Below are 24,165 nucleotides of genomic sequence, written 5' to 3' on the forward strand. Positions count from 1 at the left end.
GCAGGGCGCTTCGTTCATCGCCCCGGCTGCAGGTGGCCCCAGCTCACGAGAATGGCCTGAATGCTGCGCGCGTAGGCATCGCGCTCGTGCGGCGACTCCGAGTGGTATGCGCCAATCGCGCGCCATGTGTTGCCGTATCGCACCATCTTTTGCTTGAGCAGCCAGGCGGCCACGAAAATATTCACGCACGGGTCCGTGAGGGCGCCGTGCGGAATGCCCTCGCGCGAAAGCTCCGAAAAGTGGATCGAGTTGATCTGCGCTTGGCCGACGTCGATCGAGCCGTTCGCATTGTGATTGATGGCCGCCGCGTCGCCTTTCGATTCACGCCACGCTACGGCGCGCAGCACGAGCGGATTCACGCCCTGGTAGGCGCCGGCCTTTTCGAAGCATTCGTCGGCAGGCGGCGCGGCATGCGCGAGCGTCGCGCCGAGCGCCGCGAGGCTCATGATCGCGACCCACGCGCGCATGACTCGCGATCGTAGCTGGCGCAGGGCGTTGGTCTTCTGCTGCATGGGTCGAAGCTCCGGGTTGGGCGTCAATGCGCGACGTCACTGCGCGAGAGCGGAATCGAGTTTCTGCTCGATGTCCTTGAGATAGGCGCGCGAGGTGTCGGAGACAACGAGACGCGGCGTGGGCATGGCGCAGTGGCAATCGCGCTGACGCGTCTTCTTCTTGTTGTGCGACGACGAATGCGGCGCGGGAGCCTCGTCGTCGTCGCCGGTTGCGGGCGGCAGCATGGCGAGCGAGGGCAGCGGCGGATAGACCTTGTCGGCGGCAGGCATGGCGGCAGCGGCAACGACGGTGGAGGCGGGCGCGCTGGCGGCGGGTTGGCCCGCCCAGGCGGCGCTACCTAGGCCGAGTGCAGCGGCGAGAACGATCGGACGCATCGTGTCAGCTCCCAGCATGCATCGGTTCGATCGAGACGCTGTACGTCTGGTTCGCGCCAGCCGTCAGGTTTTCTAGCGCGGGCTTGGGCCCTCGCGCGGGCACGCCCCGCCAGATGGCCTGATTGATGTACTTGAAGTCCTCGCCCAGCGCCGTCACGCGGATCACGGTGGACTGCTTTTGCGCGGCGGCGAGCGCGCCGGCCTTGGCGAGCACGGCGCTCAGTTGCGGGTCGTGCGCGCCTAGTGCATCGGCGGGAATGTCGAACTTCATGATGACGTTCGACTCGGCGGGTTTCCCGGTTTGTGCCGTAGTGGGCGGCTGCAGTTGCGCGCAGCCTGTCACAACCATTACGGTAAGTAAAAGCAAAACGCGCGTCACGTCCGGGTCTCCAAAAATTCGTGGCGATGTACGCGTTGTCGGCCTCGCGCGCGCGGACTTGATACCCGAGAGGCAAACGTTTGCCAAAAAGAAAGACTTCGCTCGCGCAATGCGGCTTCCCGGAAGGTTGCTCGCGCGCCATGGTGTGTTCGGGCAGGGAACTGCCTCCCCCAATCTGGCGGGAGGAATGCGCCGCGCGTGCGGCGAATAGGTATGAAGAATGATGAATGGCGGCGCGGCACCGGCCCGGGTGCCGCGCGCCGGCGCTCATTAATTGAGCTTGCCGAGAACCGCCGTGAACTCATCCTTGCTCAAGGCGCGCAGCGTTTGCGTGCGGATATTGCCGAGCGACCCTAGCGCGAGGCCGAACGCCATGAAGCTTTCCTCGTCGGGCGCTTCGATGACCGTGACGATGTCGTACTTCCCGAGCGTCCAGTAGATCTGCTTCATTTCACAGCCGAAAGTTTTGGCGAGTTCCGCTGCCTGACCGGCCCGTTGCGCGCTGTTCTTGACGGCGCGGATACCCTGGTCGGTGAACTGCGCAAGCACCACATAAGTCGACATGACGATTCCCCTTACGATGACATCGAAACGCGGATTACTGGCTTCCCTCGGCCGACCCTTCGGGCCGGATGTTCTGGTTATGGCGGAAAAGATTGTGCGGGTCGTATTTCGTCTTGACGGCGACGAGACGGCTCATGTTCGGACCATAGGCCGCCTCGACGCGCGAGCGTTCGTCGTCGGTGAGGAAGTTCACGTAGACGCTGCCGAGCGCATAAGGCGCGGAAGCTTCGAAGAAGCCGCGCGCCCAGGCGACGCAGCGGGCGTCGTCGGCGGGATCGCTCCAGCGGCCGTGCACGTTCATGACGTAGAGCGCGTCGCGATTCGGGTAGGCCATCGCATCGGGCGCGACGCGCAGGGTCGCGCCGCCAATTTGCCCGAAGAATATTTCGCACTCCGGCGAGGGCAGCGCGGCGATGGCGTCGATCAGCGTGTCGATGAGGCCGTCGGGCAGCGCGTCGAGATTGTGCGATTTCCAGTAGTTGCGGGCGCCCGGCGTGAGCAGCGGATCGAACGCCTGCTGCCACGCGGCATAGGGCATCGGCCCGAGATGTTCGCCACACGGTGGTCCGAAGCGCCGCACGGCCTCCACCGCGTTCGGCCCGTTTTCCGGCGGCCCCGAATAGCAGATCGCGAACACGATGACGGGCTTGCCGTGCACCTCGGGCGGCAGGAACGGCAGCGGCGGCGCGAGACGCGACACGCTCCACACGGTCAGGTCTTCGGACATCGCTTCGGCCGCTTCGCGGTAGTGTGTCAGCGCTTCTTTCGCGGCGTCGAACGGCAGCACGACCAGTCCGCCGTAGATCTCGGGACCGACGGGGTGTAGCGCGAACTCGAACATCGTCACCACGCCGAAGTTGCCGCCGCCGCCGCGCAGCGCCCAGAAGAGGTCGGCGTTTTCTTCGGCGCTCGCGCGCAGCAGGTTGCCGTCGGCGGTCACGACGTCGGCGGCGACGAGGTTGTCGACCGACATGCCGAAGCGCCGGCTTAGCCAGCCGAAGCCGCCGCCCAGCGTGAGACCCGCGACGCCCGTCGTCGAATTGATGCCGAGCGGCGTAGCGAGGCCGAATGCCTGCGCTTCGTGGTCGAAATCGTGCAGCGTGGCGCCGGGCTCCACATACGCGCGGCGTGTGGCGGGCTCGACTCTGACCGACTTCATCAGCGAGAGATCGATCACGATGCCGCCGTCGCATAGCGCGCTGCCTGCGATATTGTGGCCGCCGCCGCGCACGGCGAGCGGTAGGCCGCTTTCACGCGCGAGCGCCACGGTCTGGCGCACGTCGGCGCAACCCCGGCAGCGCACGATGAGCGCGGGGCGGCGCTCGATCATCGCGTTCCAGATTTGCCGGGCTTCTTCGTAGGCCGCGTCGCCGGGTTGCAGGGCTTCGCCGCGCAGCGCGCTTTTCAATGTGGCGATGGATTCGCTCGACAGGCTCGACATGGCACACCTCTCAATTCAACGGATCGGACAAACGCGCGCCATTAGCCGGACGTGCGTTTTCATGGACTGAACGGAACTGCAGGCGACCGCTTCAATTGTCGAATCAATGCGGCTGACGCACGCGCGTGACGCGGCGTGCGTCCGGTCGGGAAAGCGGGAAGGAAGGGCTTTCGCAAAGGGCGGCGGGGGCCGCCTCTGGCCGGACCGCGAGGGGCCGGGCGGCGAGCGCTTTGTGACAATCTGGATTGCACCCAGGCAGCCACCGAGCCTCGTCGATTCATTAGATAACCTAAATTACGCAGCTTGATAAAAAAACGTGCAATTAATTCAGATTATTGTCGCGTCTGGATTCGCTTTAATAGTTTAGCAAGCACAATGCATGGATTCTATAATTTTCACGCGCGCGGCCTGCATGCGTGCCTGTTTTTTTACCCGCCCAGCGAGAGGTTCCACCATGACGCGAAAGTACATTGACTGCAGGGAGTTTCCCAGTGAGATGAACTGCACGGTTGCTATCTCGGCGGACTCGGATTCGGAGCTTCTGGAAGCTGCCGTGCAACACGCGGTGAGCGTGCATCGTCACGCCGATTCGCCCGAACTGCGCGCGCAACTCAGCCAGCTCTTTCATGAGGGCTCGCCGCCCGAAATATCGCCACGTTCATGACGAGAAACCGGCCCGGCATGCAATGTGCCGGCCGGTGCGCCTGCCCCCCGAGGCGCACGAGAAAACGCAGCGCCGCAACGTGGCTCGAACAGCGCACCGCCGCGCTGCTCACGGCGCAGGCGCGCGCCGCAAGACGGGGCAAAAGGCGTGAACGCCCTCGCTAAGCAGTGATTCCTTCGACATCCTGAACCGCAGCATTGCACCGCGCGTCACTCGTCGCGCACGCGCACCGGCAGCTCGGTTTTGTACTCCACGCGGCGCAGCGCCACGGAAGTGTGAATGTCACGCACGCCCTCGATCTTGGTGAGGCGCGTCATGACGAAACGCTCGATGCCCGCAATATCGCTCGCCACCACGCGCAGCATGTAGTCGAACGCGCCCGTCATCAAATAACACTCCATCACCTCGTCGTAGTTCGAGATCGCGCGCTCGAACGCGGCTAGCCGTGTCTCGTTCTTCTTCTCGATTGCCACCGACACATAGGCGTTGACGGGAAAGCCCGCTTTCTCCTGATCGAGCAGCGTGACGTACTGCGTGATGACGCCGCGCTCTTCGAGCATACGGATGCGCCGGTAGAACGGTGAAAGCGAAAGCCCGAGCGATTCCGCGAGGTCGGCGGACTTCACGTGCGCGTCGCGCTGCAGGGCGTGCAGGATGGCCACATCCACGCGGTCGAATTTCATTGGCCAGCTTTCCCTGAAAAAGTTGAATTTGGGGCGAGTGTTGCTAATTGATGAACAAAATGTGGCTCAGTTTGGCACGAATCGCCGCTATTGGATACCTAGAATCCGCTAATACCCACAAGTCGAACAGCGGAGACACCATGAACATGCGAGCCGTCGAGACCGATCGCCAGATCGATACGGACTATCGACTCGAAGACCGCTACCTGCGCGAGGACGGCGCGGTCTTTCTCACCGGCACCCAGGCGCTCGTGCGCATCCTGATCGAACAGGCGCGCGCGGACCGCCTTGCCGGGCTGAAAACGGCGGGTCTCGTCTCCGGCTATCGCGGCTCGCCGCTCGGCGGATTCGATCAGGAACTGTGGCGCCAGGAGGCACTGCTCGCGGACTTCGACGTGCGCTTCGAGCCGGGCCTGAACGAAGACCTCGGCGCGACCATGCTGTGGGGCGCGCAGCAACTCGACGCGTTTCCCGGCAAACGTGTGGAAGGCGTGTACTCGATGTGGTACGGCAAGGGGCCGGGCGTGGACCGCACCGGCGACGTGTTCCGCAACGCCAACATGCTCGGCACCGCGCGGCACGGCGGCGTGCTGGCGGTGGCCGGCGACGACCACGCGGCGCAGTCGTCGATGTTTCCGCACCAGACGGACCACGTCTTCGAAGGCGCGATGATGCCGATTCTCTTTCCGGCGTCGGTAGAGGAATACATCGAGTACGGGCTCACCGGCTATGCGCTGTCGCGTTTCAGCGGACTGTGGGTCGGTTTCAAGGCGATTACGGAGACGGTGGAAAGCGGCCGCTCGATGCGCGTGGGCAGCGGCGTGCCGTTGCGCTTGCCCGCCGACATCGCCGTGCCGCCGAAGCGCGGCTTCAACTACGACCCGCAATTGCGCTGGCCGGCGGAGCGCGCCGAACTGGAGCGCCGCGTGCTCGAAGAGCGCCTGCCCGCCGCGCTCGCCTTCATGCGGGCGAATCCGCTCGACCGCGCGTTGCTGCGCCCCGCGCAGGCGCGCGTGGGCATCGTGACGGTGGGCAAGGCGCATGCAGACGTGCTGGCCGCGTTCGAGGCGCTGGGGCTCACGGCCGAGCGCCTCGAACAACTCGGTATCGGGCTTTATAAGGTCGGCATGATCTGGCCGCTCGAAACGGAAGGGCTCAAGGCGTTTGCGCGCGGCATGCAGGCGCTTTTCGTCGTAGAGGAAAAGCGCTCGTTCGTGGAGCGGCAGATCAAGGAAGCACTCTTCAACGTGCGGGCCGACGAGCGGCCGTCCGTGCACGGCAAGACGCTCGGCGAGCGCGAGCCGCTGCTGCCCGCCGCGATGGAGTTCGCACCCGAGCAGCTCGCGCACGCACTGCAGCGGTTTTTCCGGCACGTCGAAGTCGATGTGCCGTTCGTCGCTACCGGCGCAACCCATGCGCGTTCGGGCGCGCAGCGCGTGATCGCGCTCGCGCAAGCGCCGCAAGGCGAACCGCTCACCCGCAAGCCGTTCTTCTGCGCGGGCTGCCCGCACAATACGTCGACGCGTCTGCCCGACGGCTCGCATGCCGCGGCCGGTATCGGCTGCCACATCATGGCGCTCGGCGAGGCGGGCAACACGGCGACGTTTTGCCAGATGGGCGGCGAAGGCGTGCAGTGGGTCGGGATGTCGACCTTCACGGACATGCCGCATCTGTTCGTGAATCTCGGCGACGGCACCTATCAGCACTCGGGCAGCCTGGCGATCCGCCAGGCCGTGGCGGCGCGCGCGAACGTCACTTACAAGATCCTCTTCAACGATGCGGTGGCAATGACCGGCGGCCAGCCCGCCGAGGGCGGCCTCACCGTGCATCGCGTGGTGGCGCAGGTCCGGGCCGAAGGCGTGAACGAAGTCGCCGTGATGACCGACCGGCCCGAGCAGTACGCGGGCTCGCAGGCGTTGCCTGCGGGCGTGACGCTCTCGCACCGCGACGCGCTCGATACGCTGCAACGCCGCCTGCGCGAGCAGAAGGGCGTTTCGGTGATCGTCTACGACCAGACCTGCGCCGCCGAAAAGCGCCGCCGCCGCAAGCGCGGCAAGCTGATCGATCCGCCCACGCGTGTGGTGATCAATCCGGCCGTCTGCGAAGGCTGCGGCGACTGTTCCGTGCAGTCGAACTGCATCGCGATCGAGCCGCTCGAAACGGAGCTGGGCCGCAAGCGGGCCATCAACCAATCGAGTTGCAACAAGGACACCTCGTGCGTGAAGGGCTTTTGCCCGAGCTTCGTGACGGTGGAGGGCATGGAGCCGAAGCGTCCGGACGCCGCGCGCATTCAGCGCATCGAAGCGGAACTGCGCGCCACGCTCGCACCGCCCGCGCGCGTGCCGCAGGCGCTGGAGCAACACCTGCGCATGGTTGTGACGGGTGTGGGCGGCACGGGCGTCGTGACGATCGGCGCGATCCTCGCCATGGCCGCGCACCTCGAAGGGCGCGGCGCCTCGACGCTCGACTTCACGGGCCTCGCGCAAAAGAACGGCGCGGTGTTGAGCCACGTGCAGATCGCGCAGAGCCGCGGGCTCATCACCACCTCGCGTATCGGCGCGCATGCGGCCAACGTGCTGCTGGGCTGCGACGCCGTGGTGGCGGCATCGTTGGGCGCGCTCTCGCGCCTGCCGGGCAGCGGCGCGCGCGCGATCGTGAACGAGCGCATCAACGCGACCGCCGACTTCGTGCGCGACGGCGATCTGCCCGTGAGCAAAGCCGTGCATCAGGCGGCGATCGAGAGCGCGATGGGCGCGGACGGCACGGTGTTCTGGGACTGCACGGCGGCGGCAGAAGCGATTTTCGGCGACGCCATCGCTTCGAACATGATGATGGTGGGCTACGCGTATCAGTCGGGGCTCGTGCCGCTTAGCGAAGCATCGATCCTGCAGGCAATCGGGCTCAATGGCGCGGCCGTGAAGATGAATGAACGCGCGTTCCTTTGGGGTCGTTTGATCGCACAGGACGCTCGCGCGCTCGAACGCGTGACGGGAGCGGACTTAGCGGTCGCTGACACGCCGTTCGATCTCGCTCGCTTCGTGGCCGAGCGCGAGCACGATCTCACGCTGTACCAGAACGCCGCCTATGCGAAGCGCTATCGCGCGCTGGTCGATGCCGTCGCGCAGGCAGAGCGCGCGATCGAAGGGGCGAGCGGTGCGCTTGCGCAAGCGGCGGCACGCCAATACTTCAAGGTGCTCGCCTACAAGGACGAGTACGAGGTTGCGCGCCTGCACACCGATGGCGGCTTCGGCGCGTACCTGTCCGCGTTGTTCGATGGCACTGCGGCCAGGAAGACGTTCCACATGGCGCCGCCGCTCCTCACGCGCCGCGATGCGCAAACCGGGCGCCGCAACAAGATCGCGCTGCGCGGCGTGTGGGCCGAGCCGCTGCTGCGCGTACTCAAGCACGGCAAGGCGCTGCGCGGCACGGCGCTCGATCCGTTTGCACGGCAGCGCGACCGCGTGATCGAGCGCGCGATGATCGCCGAATTCGAGGAAGACGTGCGCCTCGTGCTCGGCAAACTGACGCAGCAGACGCTGGCGGCAGCCGTCGGCCTGCTTGGCGTGCCGGGTGCGGTGCGAGGCTTCGGTATCGTCAAGGAGCGCAATTACGAGCGTTCGCGCGGCGTGCGCGAAAAGTATCGCGCGAAACTGGCTGGCGAGACGGTTTGAAAGATCGGATAACGAATCGATAACCAACGGAGAAGACTCAAATGGTTGTGCAGGACAAGACGTTTTTCATCACGGGCGGCGGTTCCGGACTCGGCGCGGCGGTGGGCCGACACCTGCTCGAACGCGGCGCGAATGTGGTGTTCGGCGATATCGACGTAGCCCGTGCGCGTGACGCGGCGGCGCTCGGCGGCGAGCATGCACTGGCCGTCGAGGTGGATGTGACGCTGGCGGCAAGCGTCGAGGCGGCGATCGCGCTTGCCACCCAGCGCTTCGGTGCGCTGCATGGCGTGGTCAACTGCGCGGGAATCGCGCCGGCGCAGCGCATCGTCGGAAAAGAAGGCGCGCATTCGCTCGATCTGTTCGCGAAGGTCGTGAGCGTCAACCTCATCGGCACCTTCAACGTGATGCGCCTCGCCGCCGTGGCGATGGCGAACAATACGCCGGATGCCGGCGGCGAGCGCGGCGTGATCGTCAATACGGCTTCGGTAGCCGCGTACGATGGCCAGATCGGGCAGTCGGCCTATGCGGCTTCGAAGGGTGGTGTCGTTTCACTCACGTTGCCGGCGGCGCGCGAACTGGCGCGCAACGGTATTCGCGTGGTGACCGTCGCCCCCGGCATCTTCGAAACGCCGATGCTGCTCGCCATGCCCGCCGAAGTGCAGCAGGCGCTGGGCGCGGGCGTGCCGTTTCCGCAGCGTCTTGGCCAGCCCGCGGAGTTCGCGGCGCTCGTCGAGCATATCGTCGGCAACCGCTATCTGAACGGCGAGGTGATCCGGCTCGATGGCGCGTTGCGGATGGCGCCGCGCTGATACCCGGTTTGTGTGGGGCCGGCCGCTGCGGGCACGTTTAAGACCACGTATCGTAGAATCGGAACCATCGACTCACGATATTCGAAAAGCACATGGCCAAGGACGTGACCTTGCGGCAGTTCCGCTACTTTGTGGCGGCGGCGCAGAACGGGCAGTTTTCGATGGCGGCGACGTCCGAGCATGTCTCGCAGTCGGCGATCACCAATGCGGTGCTCGCGCTCGAGGAGGCGCTCGGCACGCGGCTCTTCGTGCGCTTGCCCCAGGGCGTGGAACTGACGCCAGACGGGCAGGACTTCCTCAATCACGCGCGCCACGTGCTGGAGTCGGTGCGCGACGCACTGCACAAGGCGCCGTTTCGCGCGCACAGCTTGCGCGGCACGGTGCGCATGGCCGCCTCCTATACGCTGCTCGGCTACTTCCTGCCAGAACTGCTCGCGCGGTTTCGGGCGACCTATCCCGAGATCGAGATCGATCTGCACGATCTGGACCGGCCGGCCATCGAGGAGGCGGTGCTCGCGGGCAAAGTCGACCTTGGCGTGGCGTTGCTTTCCAATGTGGAGCGGCGCGCGCGCTTCGGTCACCACTTGCTGATGCGTTCGCGCCGCCAGTTGTGGGCCGCGCCGACTCATCCGCTCGCGCAGATGGGCACCGTCACGCTGCGCGACATCGCGCGTTACCCCTATATCCAGCTCACGGTGGACGAGGGCGAGGCCTCGACGCTGCGCTACTGGAAAAAGAGGCGCGTCGCGCCGAATATCGCGTTTCGCACGAGTTCGATGGAGGCGCTGCGCGGGCTCGTGGCGCATGGCTTCGGCGTGACGATACTCTCGGACATGGTGTTCAGGCCGTGGTCGCTGGAGGGCAAGCGCATCGACGCTTGCGCCATCGAGGATGCCATTCCGCAGATGGAAGCGGGCATGTTGTGGCATCCTGGGGCCGTGCTCAGCGATCCGGCGCGAGCGATGCAGCAGTTTTTGATTCATGCTTGCGGGAATTGAAGGGGGCGGCCGCGCTCCTCCACTCACCGTACCTGGGTAAAAACAAGGAAGCGTCATGTCGGCTGTGTCGGCGTTCAAGCTCGTGCTCCTTTCGCTCATCGCCATCATCGCGCTCGAGTTGCTCGCCAAGCGCCTGCGCCTGCCGCCCGCTGCCGCGCTGCTGGTCGGCGGCGCCGCCATGGCCTTCGCGCCCGGCCTGCCGCCCGTGGTGATCGACCCGGACCTCGTCCTCATCGTGTTTCTGCCGCCCTTGCTGATGGACGGCGCCTACTTCTTCGTCTGGTCCGACTTCAAGCGTCACCTCGCGCCCATCCTGCTCTTCGCCATCGGCGCGGTGGCATTCACGACGTGGGCCGTTGGCGTGGTCGCGCATTGGGCCGTTCCGTCACTGCCTTGGGCCGCATGTTTCGCACTGGGCGCGGTGGTCTCGCCGCCCGATGCGGTCGCCGCGAAAGCGGTGCTCGAGCGGCTCGCGCTGCCGCGCCGGCTGATGGTGCTGCTCGAAGGCGAGAGCCTGCTCAACGACGCCGCCGGTCTCGTGCTGTTTCGCTTCGCCGTCGCGGCGGCATTGACGGGCGTATTCAGCGAGCCGAATGCGGCGCTCAGTTTCGTCGGGCTCGCGCTGGGCGGCATTGTGGTCGGCGCTGTCGTGGGCTATGTCGTCGTGTGCCTGCTGCGTCAGCTCCAGGACGAGTATCTGATCATCACCGCCTCCGTGCTTGCAGGCTGGATCGCCTATATCGCGGGGGACATGCTGGGCGTTTCGAGTGTGATCGCCACGGTCACGTGCGGCATGCAGCTAGGCTGGCATCAGCACGAAATCTTTTCGGCCACGGTGCGCAGCCGCGGCACGGCGTTCTGGCAGGTCATGGTCTTCGTGCTCGAGGCGTTGGTTTTCGTGCTGATCGGCCTCTCGCTGCGTGGGGTCATGCTGCGCCTCGGCGGGACGGGCAATGCTGTCGCGCTGCTCGGTCCCGCTGCAATGGCCGTTGTGCTCGCCGTTGTCGTCTCGCGCTGCGTGTGGACGTATGGCATCGAGATCGTCAGGACCGCGCTGCACCGGATGTTACCGACCCGCGTAAAAGCGGCGGACTTTCGAGGCGCAACGGTGGTGAGCTGGGCCGGCATGCGCGGCGTGGTCACGCTGGCCATTGCGCTTGCGCTGCCGGAAGCGATGCCGGGCCGCGATCTCATTCTCTTCGCCGCATTTGCCGTCATTCTGTTCACGGTGCTGCTGCAAGGCACGACCATCGGGCCGCTCATCAAGCTGATCAGGCCTGCGAACGATACGGAAGGGGAGGAACCCTACCTCAACGAGCCGCAGGCATGGGCGCGCCTCGAAGCCGCCCAGCTAGCGGCAATCACGCCGCTCGTCCATGGGCCGGACGGCAGCGTGATCCACCCGCGGCTGCTGGAGCAGTACACGTATCGTGCGAACCTGACGCGCAATTTTGCAAACGCCGAGAGCTATCCGCAGGAGATGCGTGCCTCGCACTACGATGTCGTGCTGGCCGCCGTGGAGGCCGGACGCGCGGAGCTGTTGAAGCTGCACCGCGCCGGCCTGATCCACGACGAACTATTGCGCGTGCTCGAACGCGATCTCGATCTGGAGGAGCTTTCGGCGCGACACGGGAGGGGGTGACGCTTCCCCTCGCGTTCTTCAGGCGTGCACGACGAGTGGCGCAAACAGGTTCGAGAGGTCGCGCTGCTGATCGAGACTCCAGAGAAAACCTAGCGCATCGTCGGCGCGCGCCTTGCCGATCACTGGCACCGCGTTCTTGCGGAACTTCGCTTCGAAGTCGCCGCGCTGCATCGGCCGCGTGGCGAAGCCTGGAATGTCGTCCACGCGCTTCGACACGGTTTGTCCGTCCGTAAGCGTGGCGCTTACGATGGTCGCGTAATATTTCGGATAGAGCCGGGTCAGTTCGGGATCCTCTACAACCTTGATCCTTTGCATGAAGGCGCGGATCTTCGGGTCATGGAGCGCTTCGGTGCGATAGCTCGCCAGGCTGATATCGCCGTCGAACATGGCGCGCGCGGTCACGTAGGGCAGGCTGTGATCGGCAGTCTCGCTCGTTTCGGGGGCCCATTTCTGCGGGTCCATGCCTGCCGAGAAGTAGCCTTCGTGCGAGGTGCGAATCTCCATGCTGACGATACGATCGAGGTCGCCCACCTGTTTCGCCACGTCGATGCCGGCAGCAATCGCCGTTTGCGTGAGCGCCTGCGCAGGGTAGAACTTCACGGCACAGTCGTTGATGCGAAACGGCCGGCCTTTGCCGCCGAAGCTCGCCGTGTCGATGCTGAATGGGCCGGATACCTGCTTGAACAGCCCTGCGTTGCCCTCGAAGATCGGCGCGGGGCCCGTGAGTCCGTCGCGCGCGAGGGCGGCCGAGAACACGGCGTTGCGTGCGGCGTCGGCATCGGCGAGACCCTTCCAGTTCGACATGGTCTGCACACGCGTCTGGTTCAGCGCGAGGTGGCCGTTGAGCGCGAGGTTGACCGCTTCGGCCAGTTGCCGCTCGTCGAGCTTCATGAGCTTGCCCGCCGCGAGCGCGGCCGCGGGCAGGCTGAAGATGGGGTGATCCCAGCCGCGCGAACTGATCGAAGCGGCGTCCATGAGGCGGCAATCGATCTCGTAGGCGAGAGCGATGGCGACGATCAGATCGCGGCCATTCGCACCTTCGGCCTCGGCCTGGGCGAGACATGCGGCGATGTTGTCGCTCGGGTGGCCGATTTCCTTGCCCGCATAGACGTCGTTGAGGTCGTAATAGCGGATGGCCGCACCGTTCGCGAAGGTCGCGAGGTCGGGCGACGTGCGCCGCTGCGTGCCGAGCACGGTTGCGCCCCGGCCGTCGCCGCTCGCGTAGTTGAGCGCAACCTGGCGCGCGATGCCCACCGGTTTCTCGCCGAGCGCGGCGATGCCGCAGCCCAGCGCGTCGGCGGAGTGGGTCTTGACCGCCTCGATCGTACCGGCATCGAGATCGTCGTAGTCAAGCGAGGCGGCGTAAGCCGCAAGCCGCTGCGCGATCGTGGCCGAAGCCGATGCGGAAGCGACCTTCTGAGCGCGCGCCGCGCCGATGCCGCCGAATGTGCCCGCGCCCGCGGCGAGCGCCGTGAGCGACGCCATGAATGCACGCCGTTGCATGCGGTGTCTCCTTGTTCTTTGTTCGTTTCAGGGAAGAATGCGCATCAAACGAGCAGCAGCAGCGCCGCGCCGAACACCACGGTGCCGAGCAGGAACGTCATGACCGTGAAGCCCAGTACGCGCTGCACGCCGATGCCCGCCATCGCGACCACGGGCGCGGCCCAGAAGGGCTGCATCATGTTCGAGACCTGCTCGCCCATGGCGACGGCCATGGTGGTTGCGGGCATCGAAGCATGCAGCGCGATCGCCGCGGGCACGACGAACGGGCCCTGCACGGCCCAGTGGCCGCCGCCGCTCGGAATGAAGAACGTGACGATGAGCGAGCACACATAGCTCCAGAACGGCAGCGTGTGCGTGTTCGAGATCGCGATGAAGAAGTGCGAGATCACGTTGGGCAGGCCCGTGGCGTCCATCATGCCCATCACGCCGCCGTAGAGCGGGTATTGCAGCATCATCGAGCCGGTTTGTTTGGCGGCGTTCTTGACCGCATCCGCGTAAGCGAGTGGATAGCCATGCAGGATCACGCCCGCGATGAACATCACGAAGATCACGGCGTTCACGCCGGAGAACGCTTCGATGTGCTCGATGTGCGCGAGCACGAGGAACGTCACGCCCACGAGGCCGATGAATGCGCTGCCGATCCACGAGTATTCGAGCCACTTCGCGAAGCTCAGCTTGCCTTCGGGACGCTTGCGCGGTTCCGGGTCGGGGTTCTTCTCGATGTCGAGCACGACGGCGTCTTCATCGCGCGGCTTGAGCAGTGCGAGCACGATGGGCGTGGCGACCAGCATCACGACCACGGGTACGAGGTTGAACGCCGTGAACACGGTGTCGTTGAACGGCAGCACTTCGCCCGTGAGCTTTTGCACGACGTTCATCGCGCTGCCCGGCGTGGACTGCGCGAGTGCGATGGAGCTGGAAATGCCGCTCGCCCACACCACCCAGCCCGAAAAGCCCGCGGCGACGATCCACGCGAAGTCCACGTGCATACGCTTGGCCACTTCGCGCGCGAGCAGCGCGCTCACCACGAGACCGAGGCCCCAGTTGAAGAACGAGGCCACGGCTACTAGCAGGAAGGTGAGCGCCGCTGCCTGCACCGGCGTGCGGGCGATGCCCACGAGCGCCTTGAACACGCGCTGCACGGGCGCGGCGTGAGCGAAGGCGTGGCCGGTGACGAGGACGAGCGTGATCTGGAAGGCGAACGTGAGGATATTGAAGAAGCCCTTGTACCACCCGACCACGAGCGTGTTGAGCGTCGCATGCGGGGCGAACATCGCCGAGAGCGCGGCCACGACCGCGGTGATGAGAATCGCGAGCACGAACGGGTCGGGAATGGTGCGCTCGAACAGGCTGATCGTCGCGTCGGTAAAGCGTGTCTTGCGCACGGGTGCGGCGGTAGCGGTGGACTTCACGTTTCGTCTCCTGGTGCTGAAAGTGGCCGCACGTACCTGGCGCGCGGCTGTTTGTATCGGGGGCGCAGTGGCGCTAGTTCATCGGGCGAAGCCGTAGAGTTCGGCGGGGTTGTCGACGAGAATCCGCTTGCGCGCCGCTTCGTCGTCGACCCACGCGCCGAGCAGATCGAAGATCGCGGCGGTGTCGGGCTTGTGCGCCTCCGTCACGTGCGGCCAGTCGCTGCCCCACACGGTGCGCTCCGGCAGCAGCGCGGACCATGCGCGTGCTGTGTCGGCGAGGTCGGCGTAGCCGCCTGCGAGGCCCACTTGCGAATCGAGGTAGGCGCCCGAGAGCTTGACCCATACGCGCCCCGAAGCGGCCAGACGGCGCACCACACCATACGCGCGGTGCGCGGTGCCCGCGGGCAGGGGCAGGCGCGCGAGGTGGTCGAACACCATCTTGCAGGGCAGGCGAGTGAGCAAGGCTTCGTGCTCGACAATCTGGTCGGCGGTCCAGTGCAACTGCACATGCCAGCCGAGTTCGGCAATGCGCTGCGCAAGCGGCTCGACCATGTCGAAGGTCACGACCGCCTGATGCGGCGTGTACAACGTGAAGCGGATGCCGCGTATGCCGCCGCGGTCGAGCATGTCGAGTTCGGCGTCGCTCACTTCGGGGCGCAGGACGGCTACGCCGCGGGCATTGTCGATGCCCAACTGGCGGATCGCGTCGAGCGTCACGCAGTTATCGGTGCCGTAGGGCCGCGGCGTGACGATTACGGTACGTTGCGTGCCGGTGCGTTCCTGTACGCGTCGATAGTCCTCGACCGTCGCGCGATCGACGATATGCGCGCCGTTGCCGGGCGAGGCCGCAAAGCGGCGATCGTAGATGTGGATGTGCGAATCGCACGCGAAGGCGGGCGCCGCTATGCGCGCCCTGGGGGCGTCGATGGTATGGACATGCTGCTCACGCTCCATCGCGTTGTCTCCTTGTTTGCCGCGCGCACCCAAAGGCATGGATGCGCGCGGATGCGGCTTTGTGTATTCAGAGCACGGCGTGCTCGTTTCTCAATCGTTCGATATCGGCATCGCTCCAGCCGGCCTCGCGCAGCACCACATCGGAGTGCTCGCCGAAGGCGGGCGCGGCGATCGGGTCCGGCGCAGGCGTCGCGCCGAAGCGAATCGGCTCGCGAAAGCCGCGATACGCGCCCACGCCGGGATAGTCGTAGCGCGTGACCATCTCCTCTGCGAGCACCTGGGGATCGTCGAACATGTCTTCGACGGTGCGCGCCGCCGCGCAGGGCACCGCCTCGCCAAAATGCGCTTCCCATTCGAGCGCGCTGCGCGCCTGCAACGCGGCGTGCAGTTGCGGCACGATCTCGTCGCGATGCTCGGCACGTTTGCGCACCGAATCGTAACGCTCGTTCTGCGCGAGTGCAGCGAGCCCGGTTTTTTCGCAGAGCGCCTGCCAGAAATGCGGCGTGTTCGCGGAGATGTAGAGCCAGCCTTCGCGCGTGGGATGAATACCGGTGATGCCGCCCGAACGCATGTCGCGGCCAACGTCCTTCGGCTCGTCGTCGGCCCAGATCATGCGCGCGGACTGCATGGTGAGCGCGCTGCGCAGCAGCGAAACGCCCACGTACTGGCCCGCGCCGCTGCGCTCGCGCTCGAACAGCGCGGAGGATACGCCCGCTGCGACGAGCGCGGCGGCGTAGTAGTCGACCACCGAGCCGTAAAGAATCTCGGGCGGGCCATCGCTCTTGCCCTGCAGCGCGCACATGCCCGTCATGGTTTGCAGCACCTGGTCGTAGCCGGCCTTGTCCTTGTTCGGGCCCTGGTCGCCGTAGCCGGTGACTGCGCAGTAGATGAGCCGCGGGTTCACTTCGCGCAGTTGTTCCCAGGCAATGCCGAGCCGTGCCGGCACGCCGGGGCGAAAGTTGTGCACGAGCACGTCGGCCTGTTCGACGAGGCGTAACAGCACCTCCTGCGCGCGGGATTGTTTCAGGTCGAGCACGAGCCCGCGTTTGCCGCGATTGACGCCGAGAAAGGCGCGGCTCTCGGCCTGGAGCGTGGACGGATACTTGCGCAGATTGTCGCCCGTGGGCGGCTCGATCTTGATGACGTCCGCGCCCTGGTCGGCGAGCAGGGTGCAGCCATACGGGCCCGCGATATAGGCGCTCAGGTCGAGCACGCGCACGCCCGCGAGCGGGCCGCGCGGCGCTGCATTCGATGCGGCAGGCTGGCTCATTGGCGCACCCCGCTCGACGTTGCGGATGCAATGAGTCCAAGCCGTTCGGCGCTCTGCACGAGGGCACGGGCGCGCTCGACGAAAGGCGCGTCGATCATCTTGCCGTCCACGACATAAGCGCCCACGCCGTCGCGTTCGGCGTTGCGCGCCGCTTCCACCACGCGCAGCGCGTGGGCGATTTCCTCTTCGGAAGGGCGGAACACGTCGTTGGCGAGCGCGATCTGGCTCGGGTGGATGCAGCTCTTGCCGAGAAAGCCTAGCGAGCGGGCCAGTTCGGCTTCGGCGCGAAACCCTTCGGCATCCTTGATATTCGCGAAAGCCGAGTCGTAGGCGAATACGCCTGCTTCGCCCGCGGCTAGCCGCAGACTGAACATGGCTTGCTGAATGGCCGCCGGGTCGCGCCGCGCGATGCCGAGCGGCTCGAACAGGTCGCCAAGACCCAGTTGAAGGCCCGCCACGCGTGCATGCGCGGAGGCGAGCGTCGCCGCTTCACGCAGCGCGCGCGGCGATTCGACGTTGAGCAACAGCTTCACGGGGCGGCTCACGCCATTGGCGCGCTCCGCGCGCTCGATCGCGGCAGCGGCGGCGCACACGTCGTCGGCGGATTCGGGTTTCGGCAGATTCACGTAATCGAGGCCCGGTTGAACCACGGCGACGATATCGTCGGCGAACCACGGCGTGTCGAGCGCGTTCACGCGCACGATCAGCACCTTGCCGCGCTCGCGTACGGCGGGCGACACGAGTAGCGTGCGCAGCGCCTCACGCGCTTCGGGTTTACGCGCAGGGGCAACCGAGTCTTCCAGGTCGAACGACAACGCGTCCGCGGCGCTGCCGAGCGCCTTTTCGAACAGCTCCGGGCGCGATGCCGGCACGAACAACTTGCTTCTCATCTCCATGCGTTCCGTATAGATCACCACTGAAGGGCAGTCTACGATCGGCAACGATTTAGATAAACTATGCGAATCTATCTTTAAACCATAGAGAAGCTACGTTTATGGACACCGGTTTCCTGAGTAACCTGCTGCTGGTGGTGGAGAGCGGGTCGATGGCGGAGGCCGCGCGGCGCGTGGGCGTGACGCCCGCCGCGATCGCGCAGCAAATCCAGGCGCTGGAGCGCGAACTGGGCGTGGCGCTCGTCATGCGCGCGGGCCGCACGGTCATTCCCACGGAGGCGGGCCAGCGCGTGGTGGAACGCGCCCGCTCGCTCGTGCGGGGTTTCGACGAGTTGAAAGCGCTGGCGCAGGAGCAGGAAATGGGCGGCGAGCTGCGCGTGGGGACCATCACGTCGGCGCTGCTGAGCGTGCTGCCCGACGTGCTGGCGCGCTTCGCCGCGGCTTTCCCGCAGGTCAAGCTGCTGATACGCGCGGGCACCTCGATGGAACTCTTCGAGGCCTTGCAGCGCGGCGAGGTGGACGTGGCGATTTGCCTGCATCCCGCCTTCGCGCTGCCGAAGACGTACGACTGGCATCTGCTGCGCGAGGAGCCCATCGTCGTGCTCGCGCCGGCGAAGTTCGCGCGCGCCGATCCGCACGACCTGCTGCGCCGCGAGCCGTTCATTCGCTACGATCGCGCGCTGGGCGGCGGCAAGCAGGCCGACCAATATTTGCGCCGTGCGAAGATCGCGCCGCGTGAACTGTTCGAACTGAACTCGCTGATGGCGATAGCGCTGATGGTGGATCGCGGTCTTGGCGTCTCGCTTGTGCCCGATATCGGCACGCCGCTTACGAAGGGCTTGCGGCTCGCGCGTCTGCCGTTGGCCGAGGCAACCGAGCCGCGACGCTTCGGCATTCTGTGGTCGCGCGCTTCCGCACGCAGCCGCTTGATTCGCGGGATGATCGAATGTTCCGGCGAGGCGCTGCGCAGGTGAGGGCGCGCGGGCTCTATACGATAAGGATGGCGAAGCGTTGGCCATTCCATCGGCGAATCTTCGTAGTGAATCCGGGCTTCGTGAACGCCGAGATTCTTGAGCGCATCGTGCTGCATGCGCATGAAGGGAATGGGGCCGCAAATGTAGTAGTCGGCGTCGGGTTGCAGGATCGCCTGCTTGATCTGCTTGATGGCTTCCTCCTCCCTGGCGTCCGCTGCGATCAGCGCGCGCGAAGTGATCGAATGCGGGCGCGTCGTTGACAGATCCTGTTTGCGGCAAGCTCGAATTCAACGAGGTGCGGCGGCCGATTTATCCGTTGGATGCAATTTGACCGCCGCAATACGAATACTCAGTAGTCCCTGTTAAATCTCCTTGTTAGTAGCCCTGCACCCAATGCCCCGGAATCCACACCCACTGATTGCCTTCCCAGCGGTAGTGTCCCTTGGACCAGGCATAGCCCTCGGCGGGTGCGGGTGGCGGCGTCTCGACGCGCGGCACCGGCTCCGGTGGGTGGGCCGGCTCCACGATACATGCGCAAAGCAGGGCGGCGCAGGCGACCAGGGTCACGGGGTGCAGTAGTCTTATCTTCATGGCGGGAGTCCTCCACTGACTGAAATTGGTTGGTTATCCGAACGGCTGGCCAGGCTCGCCGCGTAGCGGCATCCGGGTCCACGTAAAGCGGTGCGCCGTCGTGTTTCGCTGTTCCAACCGTTCATGCCCTTATCAAACCCGTAGTCGCATTTTTTGTGCCCGAATCTCCGAATAACGTCGACGCCGTGCGCTGTGGATCGAGCCCGAGGCTCTCCGCGGCCGCGCCCGCGATCAATGCATCGAGTGAGGCGGTGGGCTTGAGGTCGCGCGCCTCGTAGAGATCCGCGCTGCGCAGCCCCGGCCAGTCGGCCTGTACGCGTCCGCCCGCCACGGCGCCGCCCACCAGCATCGCCGCCGAAGCCTGACCGTGGTCGGTGCCGCCCGTGCCGTTCGCCGCGGCCGTGCGGCCGAACTCGGTCGCGACGAGCACCGTGGTCTTGTCCCACGCGGGGCCGAGTCCGTCGCGCAGCGAGGCGAGCATCGTGTCGAGCGCTTTTAGCTGATTCGCGAGCCGCGCGTTCTGCGCGCTGTGCGTGTCCCATCCGCCGGTTTCGATCATGGCGATGCGCGGGCCATCGGGGCGCGCGAGGAAGCTCGCCGCAAGCTTGCCGACGCTCGCGGGGTCCTGGCGGGCGCTTACGTCGCCCGCGAGTCCGCGTGCGTTCATCGCCGAAGTCCAGAGCGCGCGCAACTGCGGATCGCCGTCGTAAAGCGCGGAAACGCGCGTGAGCAGATCGTCGGATGCGCTGGGCAGCGCCGAGGGCGCGTACGAACTCACCTGCACCGTGCCGCGCAGCGCGAGCGGCACGGTAGGCGCGAACGCAATGGCATTTTCGCGCGAGGCAGGCAGCATGGCGGCGAGCCGGTTGAGCCAGCCGTCCTTGACCTGGTAGGGCGCGCGGCCGCCGGTTTCCAGCACGTTCTGTCCGTCGAAGTGGGAGCGGTCGCGATACGGCGAAGCGATCGCATGCACGAAGAGCGCCTGCTTCTCGCCATACATCTGCGCCATCTGCACGAGCGACGGATGCAGCGCGAACGTGCCGTCGAGTTTCGCGGCCTTGTCGATGTCGATGGCGAGCGGGCCGCGCAGCGTGGCGTAGGCCGGCTCCGCGTAGGGCACGACGATGTTCAGCCCATCGGCCGCGCCGCGCTGGATCACGAACACGAAGCGGCGCTCGGTCTCGACGCTGGCGAACACGATCTGCGGCGCGACGAGCATCGCGCCCGCGCCGGCGGCGGCGATGCGCAGGAAATGGCGGCGGGAAACCATGGCGGTTATCTCCTCAGGAAATCGGGCGAGACGAGCAGCAAGGCGATCGCAGTCGACGCGCTTTCGGCATGCGCGACCGCGGTGGCGGTGGGCGCGCTGAGCGTGGCGCCCATGAGCGTGTTGCCGAGCGTGCGCGGGTCGAGCCGGTCGCCCACGCGCGCCGAGAAGCGCTGCGCGACTTCCACGCGGCGCACGAGCGCATCGGGCGCGGCCCAGCTTGCCGCGATGTCGTCGTAGCCGGCGGGCGAGCCTGGCCGCCACACCGGCTGGCCGAGTTGCGTGAGCAGCGGCGCGGCGTTGATCTCGCCGGCGTCGCCGGGTTCGCGCCAGCCGAGACCGCGCATCGACGAAACGGTCCACTCCCACGGTGTCTTGAACTTCGCGTCGACGGGTGCCCACGCCTGCGGCGCTTCAACGAGCGCGCGATACACGGTGGGCAGATCGCCGCCGCTTTGCTCGAAGGCGAGTGCGAGACGCTCGGTAAGTGCGGGCGGCGGATTGTCGGCGACGAAGTGGCGGGCGAGCTGGAACGCAATATGGCGGCTCGTGGCGCTCGCGTGCGCGAGGTCGTTGAGGATGGCAAGCGCCTGCTGCTCGCCCAGTTGATCGTAGCGCTTGCCCATCACGGTGCGCGTGCCCGGCTCGTGCAGCGCGGGGCGAAACACGAAGCTGCCGGGCGCGGCATTGCCGGGCTGCGGCCCGCGTAAACCCGCCACGCTCCGGCCCGTCAGCGCACGTGCGAATTCGGTCACGTCGTCCTGCGTGTAGCCGGTGCGCACGCCGAGCGTGTGCAGCTCCATGATCTCGCGTGCGAGGTTCTCGTTGAGGCCGCGCTTGTGCGCGGGGTCGCGTTGATCGGCGCGCAGCGCGGCGCGGCTGTCGGGCCCAACGGAGCGCGTCTGATCGAGAAAGAGCTGCATGGCAGGGTGCTGCTCGACGGCGACCAGCATGTCCGCGAAATTACCGAGCACGTGCGGCCGGATCGCTTCCATTTCGAATGCGCCCGCAATGCCTGCAATCAATGCCTTGTCCACCGATACGGCGAAGTGGTTCGACCAGAAGTGCACGAGCCGTTCGACGAACGGCGTGTCGCTCTGCAAGGCGCTCGTGAGGCGCGCGTTGACCGCGCTGCGGTAGATGCCCACGCTCTCGCGGCGGATCGCCTGATTGACTGCGCGGCGTGCGGCTTGTTGCGCGTTCCCTTGTGCGTTCGTCTCCGAAGCCGCGCTTGCTGCCGCATTGCCCGCCATACCTTGCTGGCGTTCTTCCCCGAAGCGCGCAGCGAGCGCCAGCGCGCCGGGCTCGTTGCGCCATGCCGCGGGCAGCGGTTCGTATGCCTGGAACTGGCCGAGCAGCCAGCCTCGAGGGTTGGCGGGCGGCGTCTCGTCGGCGCGCGCGCCGAGGCCGAAGCGGTTCATGGCGATCGCGCCGGCGCGGGCATTCGAAAGGCTTTCCATGCGCGGTCCTTGTGCTCGATGGAGCGTTGCGTATTCCCGTTAAACGCTCATCGCACGCGGTATCCGTCGCTGGTCCGCCAAATACTTTACTGGGCGCCGCTCGCCTCGCTTACCGCCTTCTGCGGCTGCTTTTGCTGCTGCGCCGGTAGCCGCCACTGGCCGCGCTTTTCGAGCCCTTCGACGAACTTCACGCGTTCTTCGGGCGTGAGCGTCGCCGCGAAATCGACCACGCCGCGTTCGATTTGCGCGCGCAACGCGCTGTCGGCGGTGCGCGTGCGCGTGAGCGCGGCGTCGATGGCGTTGCGGTCGAGTTGCGGCGCGGCGAGCAGGTCGAGCACCTCGCGCCGACCGTCGCGTCCGTCGCGCGCGTACTGGCTGCCTTCGCGGCGCGAGGACTTGAGCGCCTGGGCGAACTGCTGCTGGCGTTCCGGCGAAAGCGCTTCGGCGGCGAAGCGCAACGCCACGCGCTGCGTCGCCTGCGCCTGCGGCTCACTGCGTACGGCGAACCAGCGCCACGCACCGCCCGCAATTGCGCCGAGCAGAAAAACGTTCAGGACGACCGAGCCGACGAGCAGCGTTTTCCATGAGCAGCCGTTCATTCGTCACTCCCTTCGGCGCCAGGGTTGAGGTTCGATTCGCTCCAGTCCGAACTGGTCCCCCCGAAGCTCGTGCTGAGATACGTCTCGTGGGGGGCGGCGGGCGCCGTGCCGCCGAGCACGACGAACGATATCGTCAGCGCGCCTGCAAGCGCGCCCGCGAGGCCCACGCCCGCGAACGCCGCGCCGGACCACCAGAAGCTGCGGCGCTTCGCGGCGGCAACGGGCTTCACCGGTGCGCCCGCAACGATCTGCTCGAAGAGCGCGCGCCCCGGCGGCGCCACCATGTCGCGGGAGAGCCAGCTGTCGAGCGCCATGGCTTCGTCGAGCGCCGCGTTGGCTTCGGTGCGATGCGCGCGGGCCCATTCGAGCGCGTCTTCGCGCTCGTGCTGCGGCCAGCGTTGCGGGTCGGCGCCATAAGCCGCGACGAGCATGTGGAATCGTTCGGGTGTCATACGGAGTCCTTACCGGCGGCTTCGCCGGCCAGTTGTGCGCGCAGGGTGCGCCGGGCGCGCGCCAGCAGGCTTTCGAGCGCGTCCACCGAAATCTCCATCAGGCTGGCTGCTTCGAGGTTCGAAAGCTCCTGATAGTAAGTGAGTACGAGCGCTTCGCGCTGGCGCACGGGCAACGCCGCGAGTGCGGTGCGCACGCGCTCGTCGCGCGTGCGCGCTTCGATCTGCTGGTCGGGCGAGCCCGCGGGATCGGGTGCCGGCTCGCTCACGGCGTGCACGTCTTCTACGGTCTCTTCGCGCCGTCCGCGCAAGCGGTCGTAGCAGAGGTTGAGCGCCACGCGATGCAGCCATGTATCGAATTTCGCTTCGCCCGTGCGCCAGGTGGGCGCCTGCTTCCAGATCCGCACGAACGCTTCCTGAGCGACGTCTTCGGCTTCGCTGTGGTCGCCGAGCATGCGTGTGGCGAGTGCGATGAGGCGCGGCAGCTTGCTCGCGACGAGCGCGCGCACGGCAAGCGGATCACGCGCGCCGACACGCGCGACGAGTTCCGCGTCCGGATCGCGTTCGTTCAAGGCCTTCCCGGCCTTGTCGGTCTGCAACGATGGAACCGCAGGCGAACCCGCTGCCGCGCCGTCATAGTCGTTTCCCAGTTTGAAGTCGGGCACTCAGGCCTGATGCCGCTCGAGCGGCACTATGCCCAGTGGCCCGGAATCCATCGCCAGTTCGGGCCGTCCTCGACCCAGTGCCCCGGCACCCAGTTGTACCCCGAGCGGGCTTCTTCCCAGTGGCCCGGTTCCCAGACGTACACGCCCCGGTCCCAGCGCCAGTGGCCGGACTGCCACACGTAACCCTGGCGCGCCGGGGGAGCCGCTTCTTCCCGCGGCGGAGGCGGCGGCGACGTCGGCGCGACCATCACGGGCTGCTGCGGCGGCTCATTGGGCTCGACGACCATGGGCTGCCGTGGCGCCTCATTCGGCTCGACGACCACGGGCTGTGCGAGCGCGGCCGTTGCGGTGGAGGCGAGCAGAGCGGCGGCAAGTGACGAACGCAGTGGT

24 protein-coding genes and 1 pseudogene are annotated in these 24,165 nt (G+C 66.5%); 6 read left to right on the plus strand and 19 right to left on the minus strand.

The features are described from left to right. Positions 1-14: 14 nt before the first annotated feature. From AB4Y43_RS10130 to AB4Y43_RS10150, 5 genes are all read right to left on the minus strand, one after another. Entirely contained in the window at positions 15-467 is a 453-nt protein-coding gene (locus AB4Y43_RS10130) for a lytic transglycosylase domain-containing protein (RefSeq protein ID WP_069263579.1), read from the minus strand. An 81-nt stretch (positions 468-548) separates the two neighbouring features. Further along, a complete protein-coding gene (locus tag AB4Y43_RS10135; protein ID WP_368727735.1) occupies positions 549-887 on the minus strand; it encodes a hypothetical protein in 339 nt (112 codons plus the stop codon). Between the two features lie 4 nt (positions 888-891). Further along, a complete protein-coding gene (locus AB4Y43_RS10140; protein WP_368727736.1) occupies positions 892-1,266 on the minus strand; it encodes a hypothetical protein in 375 nt (124 codons plus the stop codon). A gap of 270 nt (positions 1,267-1,536) precedes the next feature. Next, positions 1,537-1,830, minus strand: coding sequence for a GYD domain-containing protein (locus AB4Y43_RS10145; RefSeq protein ID WP_069263426.1), 294 nt, complete (start codon positions 1,828-1,830; stop codon positions 1,537-1,539). A 34-nt stretch (positions 1,831-1,864) separates the two neighbouring features. Beyond that, positions 1,865-3,271 carry an FAD-binding oxidoreductase gene (locus tag AB4Y43_RS10150; RefSeq protein ID WP_368727737.1) on the minus strand — a complete coding sequence of 469 codons (1,407 nt, stop codon included), beginning with the start codon at positions 3,269-3,271 and terminating at the stop codon, positions 1,865-1,867. 454 nt (positions 3,272-3,725) lie between these two features. Between AB4Y43_RS10150 and AB4Y43_RS10155 the strand changes: the two genes are divergently transcribed. Continuing rightward, the gene (locus AB4Y43_RS10155) at positions 3,726-3,935 is read left to right on the plus strand and encodes a DUF1059 domain-containing protein (RefSeq protein ID WP_069263432.1); all 210 of its coding nucleotides are present in this window, start codon (positions 3,726-3,728) and stop codon (positions 3,933-3,935) included. A 209-nt stretch (positions 3,936-4,144) separates the two neighbouring features. Here AB4Y43_RS10155 and AB4Y43_RS10160 read toward each other — a convergent pair whose 3' ends face one another. Beyond that, positions 4,145-4,618: an Lrp/AsnC family transcriptional regulator gene (locus AB4Y43_RS10160; protein ID WP_069263434.1), complete on the minus strand. Its 474-nt coding sequence runs from the start codon at positions 4,616-4,618 to the stop codon at positions 4,145-4,147. Between the two features lie 140 nt (positions 4,619-4,758). Here AB4Y43_RS10160 and AB4Y43_RS10165 point away from each other — a divergent pair, with 140 nt between their 5' ends. The 4 genes from AB4Y43_RS10165 (at position 4,759) to AB4Y43_RS10180 (ending at position 11,738) form a co-directional block, all read left to right on the plus strand. After that, the gene (locus AB4Y43_RS10165) at positions 4,759-8,289 is read left to right on the plus strand and encodes an indolepyruvate ferredoxin oxidoreductase family protein (RefSeq protein ID WP_368727738.1); all 3,531 of its coding nucleotides are present in this window, start codon (positions 4,759-4,761) and stop codon (positions 8,287-8,289) included. A gap of 41 nt (positions 8,290-8,330) precedes the next feature. Beyond that, positions 8,331-9,098, plus strand: a complete 768-nt coding sequence (locus AB4Y43_RS10170; protein ID WP_368618197.1) for an SDR family NAD(P)-dependent oxidoreductase — start codon at positions 8,331-8,333, stop codon at positions 9,096-9,098. A 92-nt stretch (positions 9,099-9,190) separates the two neighbouring features. Further along, complete coding sequence (locus AB4Y43_RS10175; RefSeq protein WP_342948725.1) at positions 9,191-10,096, plus strand: LysR family transcriptional regulator; 906 nt, start codon at positions 9,191-9,193, stop codon at positions 10,094-10,096. Positions 10,097-10,151: 55 nt separating this feature from the next. After that, on the plus strand, positions 10,152-11,738 hold the full coding sequence (locus tag AB4Y43_RS10180) for a Na+/H+ antiporter (RefSeq protein WP_342948726.1): 1,587 nt from the start codon (positions 10,152-10,154) through the stop codon (positions 11,736-11,738). An 18-nt stretch (positions 11,739-11,756) separates the two neighbouring features. Here AB4Y43_RS10180 and AB4Y43_RS10185 read toward each other — a convergent pair whose 3' ends face one another. The 5 genes from AB4Y43_RS10185 to AB4Y43_RS10205 all read right to left on the minus strand — a co-directional run bounded on the left by AB4Y43_RS10185 (position 11,757) and on the right by AB4Y43_RS10205 (position 17,767). Next, positions 11,757-13,241, minus strand: coding sequence for an MmgE/PrpD family protein (locus tag AB4Y43_RS10185; protein WP_368727739.1), 1,485 nt, complete (start codon positions 13,239-13,241; stop codon positions 11,757-11,759). A 44-nt stretch (positions 13,242-13,285) separates the two neighbouring features. Further along, positions 13,286-14,653, minus strand: coding sequence for a short-chain fatty acid transporter (locus AB4Y43_RS10190; RefSeq protein ID WP_368602609.1), 1,368 nt, complete (start codon positions 14,651-14,653; stop codon positions 13,286-13,288). A gap of 78 nt (positions 14,654-14,731) precedes the next feature. Then, positions 14,732-15,607, minus strand: a complete 876-nt coding sequence (locus AB4Y43_RS10195; protein WP_368602608.1) for an amidohydrolase — start codon at positions 15,605-15,607, stop codon at positions 14,732-14,734. A gap of 67 nt (positions 15,608-15,674) precedes the next feature. Continuing rightward, on the minus strand, positions 15,675-16,877 hold the full coding sequence (locus AB4Y43_RS10200) for a CaiB/BaiF CoA transferase family protein (RefSeq protein ID WP_368602607.1): 1,203 nt from the start codon (positions 16,875-16,877) through the stop codon (positions 15,675-15,677). After that, a complete protein-coding gene (locus AB4Y43_RS10205) occupies positions 16,874-17,767 on the minus strand; it encodes a CoA ester lyase (RefSeq protein WP_368602606.1) in 894 nt (297 codons plus the stop codon). Before AB4Y43_RS10205 ends, AB4Y43_RS10200 begins: the two co-directional genes overlap by 4 nt. Before the next feature lie 104 nt (positions 17,768-17,871). Between AB4Y43_RS10205 and AB4Y43_RS10210 the strand changes: the two genes are divergently transcribed. Then, complete coding sequence (locus tag AB4Y43_RS10210; protein WP_069263452.1) at positions 17,872-18,744, plus strand: LysR family transcriptional regulator; 873 nt, start codon at positions 17,872-17,874, stop codon at positions 18,742-18,744. A gap of 59 nt (positions 18,745-18,803) precedes the next feature. Here the strand turns inward: AB4Y43_RS10210 and AB4Y43_RS10215 are convergent. The 8 genes and pseudogenes from AB4Y43_RS10215 to AB4Y43_RS10250 all read right to left on the minus strand — a co-directional run. Further along, positions 18,804-18,926, minus strand: a pseudogene (locus AB4Y43_RS10215) (nitric oxide dioxygenase); the annotation flags it as partial. A gap of 193 nt (positions 18,927-19,119) precedes the next feature. Beyond that, entirely contained in the window at positions 19,120-19,335 is a 216-nt protein-coding gene (locus AB4Y43_RS10220) for a YXWGXW repeat-containing protein (protein ID WP_083245185.1), read from the minus strand. A 121-nt stretch (positions 19,336-19,456) separates the two neighbouring features. Beyond that, complete coding sequence (locus AB4Y43_RS10225; protein ID WP_368602826.1) at positions 19,457-20,614, minus strand: DUF1501 domain-containing protein; 1,158 nt, start codon at positions 20,612-20,614, stop codon at positions 19,457-19,459. Beyond that, a complete protein-coding gene (locus tag AB4Y43_RS10230) occupies positions 20,611-22,062 on the minus strand; it encodes a DUF1800 family protein (protein ID WP_368602605.1) in 1,452 nt (483 codons plus the stop codon). Before AB4Y43_RS10230 ends, AB4Y43_RS10225 begins: the two co-directional genes overlap by 4 nt. Before the next feature lie 86 nt (positions 22,063-22,148). Beyond that, positions 22,149-22,661: a periplasmic heavy metal sensor gene (locus AB4Y43_RS10235; RefSeq protein WP_069263466.1), complete on the minus strand. Its 513-nt coding sequence runs from the start codon at positions 22,659-22,661 to the stop codon at positions 22,149-22,151. Beyond that, positions 22,658-23,113, minus strand: coding sequence for a hypothetical protein (locus tag AB4Y43_RS10240; protein WP_368602604.1), 456 nt, complete (start codon positions 23,111-23,113; stop codon positions 22,658-22,660). Before AB4Y43_RS10240 ends, AB4Y43_RS10235 begins: the two co-directional genes overlap by 4 nt. Then, positions 23,110-23,709 (minus strand): RNA polymerase sigma factor, encoded by a 600-nt coding sequence (locus AB4Y43_RS10245; protein ID WP_368602825.1) that lies wholly within the window; start codon positions 23,707-23,709, stop codon positions 23,110-23,112. Before AB4Y43_RS10245 ends, AB4Y43_RS10240 begins: the two co-directional genes overlap by 4 nt. A gap of 92 nt (positions 23,710-23,801) precedes the next feature. After that, on the minus strand, positions 23,802-24,062 hold the full coding sequence (locus AB4Y43_RS10250; protein ID WP_368727768.1) for a hypothetical protein: 261 nt from the start codon (positions 24,060-24,062) through the stop codon (positions 23,802-23,804). Positions 24,063-24,165 lie beyond the last annotated feature (103 nt).

It is taken from the genome of Paraburkholderia sp. BR10872 (assembly GCF_040965835.1).
GTDB lineage: Bacteria > Pseudomonadota > Gammaproteobacteria > Burkholderiales > Burkholderiaceae > Paraburkholderia > Paraburkholderia nodosa_A.